The 1,731-nt window shown below is 52.2% G+C and carries 2 protein-coding genes; both read right to left on the reverse strand.

Features of this window, described 5'->3' with window-relative positions; genetic code table 11:
* Positions 1-118: 118 nt before the first annotated feature.
* Entirely contained in the window at positions 119-772 is a 654-nt protein-coding gene (locus ACY1JZ_RS25945; RefSeq protein ID WP_462631663.1) for a response regulator transcription factor, read from the reverse strand.
* The coding region (locus tag ACY1JZ_RS25950) for a sensor histidine kinase (RefSeq protein ID WP_462631665.1) at positions 769-1,731 on the reverse strand (963 nt) is incomplete at its 5' end. The genes ACY1JZ_RS25950 and ACY1JZ_RS25945, both read right to left, overlap by 4 nt.

Genomic DNA, 1,731 nt, shown 5'->3' on the forward strand with positions numbered 1-1,731 from the left:
GACCAGGAGCCACGCTCTTGCTCCTTATCTGCGATGAAGGCTTTCAGATAGGCATTCAAATCTTCAATATAGATGTAATCGTCCACCATACGCTCCATATGCCGCTTGATTTCCTGCTTCACTGGCTCCCTCCTAGATGCGATGCATAATACGGACTTTTGATATACTTCTCCAGCGCCTCTACCTTGGAGCGGGCGCCCAGCTTCTCATAGATTTTGCGTAAATAATTCTCGACCGTTCGTTTGCTGGTATTGATCTGCTCTGCGATCTGTTCGTAGGTCGCCCCATTGACAATCAGGTTCATGATGAACTGCTCATCCCCATTGAGCACCCCCTCCTGGCGACCGAATGCTCTGTTCAACTGGACATGCTTGTACACGGACAGCGGCAGCATCGTATAGCCATCGAGTATACAGTTCACCATATTCTTAATCGTCTGCGGCCCTGCTTCCTTGGACAGCATGCCGCTTATGCCGAGCTCGATGGATTTCGGATACAGCCCCCTCAGATCAACTCCGGTGAAGAGAACAATGTGCGTATGAGGGGCGTCGCGCCTTATCTGCGCGGCGATCGCCATGCCCGATGGGCCGGGCAGATGATAATCCAGGAAGACGAGCCCTGGCTGATGCAGGGCGATCTGCTCCATACATTGTGTACCGTTACTGACTACACCAACCACTTCAATTCGATCCATACTATCCAATAACGCTCGCGTCGCGCTGGCAATGAGCGGATGATCATCAACAATAAGCGCCTTCATCACTTGATTCATGCAGACATCGCTCCTTCTATCGGTACGGTAATGATGATCTTCGTTCCTTGCCCGGCCTCCGTAACCAACTCCAATTGTCCGCCCATATGCAGGATTCGGCCTCGGATCTGCTCCATCCCCATCCCGGAGGCTCCGATTCCTGCTTGACGAACCTTGTTATCATCGAACCCTATCCCGTCATCTTCATAGGTAAGACAGAAGCTTCCACTGGCTTCGCCAATCTGGAAGGAGACGGTAGAGGCTTGGGCGTGTTTCTTGGCATTGTTGATCAATTCCTGCACGATGCGGAAGAGATGCCGCTTGGTCAGCAGGTCCTTGCTCTCCATGCCTGGCATGTGCCCGGCGTGGAGCTCCAGTTGAAATGGAGCGGTATACGATTCCTTCTCCACATACATCTCAAGCGTCCGCAGCAAGCCGACCTCTTGCAGCAGATGGGGATTCAGCTCGAAGCAGCTCTCGCGCAGACTAACATTAATCATCTCGACAAATTGAATGATTGAATTCAGCTCTTGCTGACTGTCGCCATTCATGAAGCTCTGTTCTACTAAGGCGATTAACCGTTTCTTGAGGAAGAACAGGTCCTGCATCGTCGTGTCATGAAGATCGGTGGCAATCCGAATCCGCTCCTCCTCCTGCAATTCGAACATCACCTTACGGAACCACTGAATATCTGGCGCCGTGTCCTCCACAGGCAGTTGGGAGGCGAGCTGTTGGAGTCTCCTGGTCAGCTTGCGGATCAGCAGCACATTCTCCAGACTCACCTCCAGATAGGAGGTGATCAGTTGCAGCCAATGCAGCTCCTCCTTGCCCAGCATCGTATTGGATTTCTTCCGCGTGATGACCAGATAGCTCGTATACTCTTCATGGCTGTTCATCTCGATAAATGTATAATACGGATCAGTAGGCCTCGGGGAGGCGTCTGCAAGCTGCCTGATCTGAGCCGTATCGACTTCTCCCGC

This window comes from Paenibacillus sp. J5, from assembly GCF_054955055.1.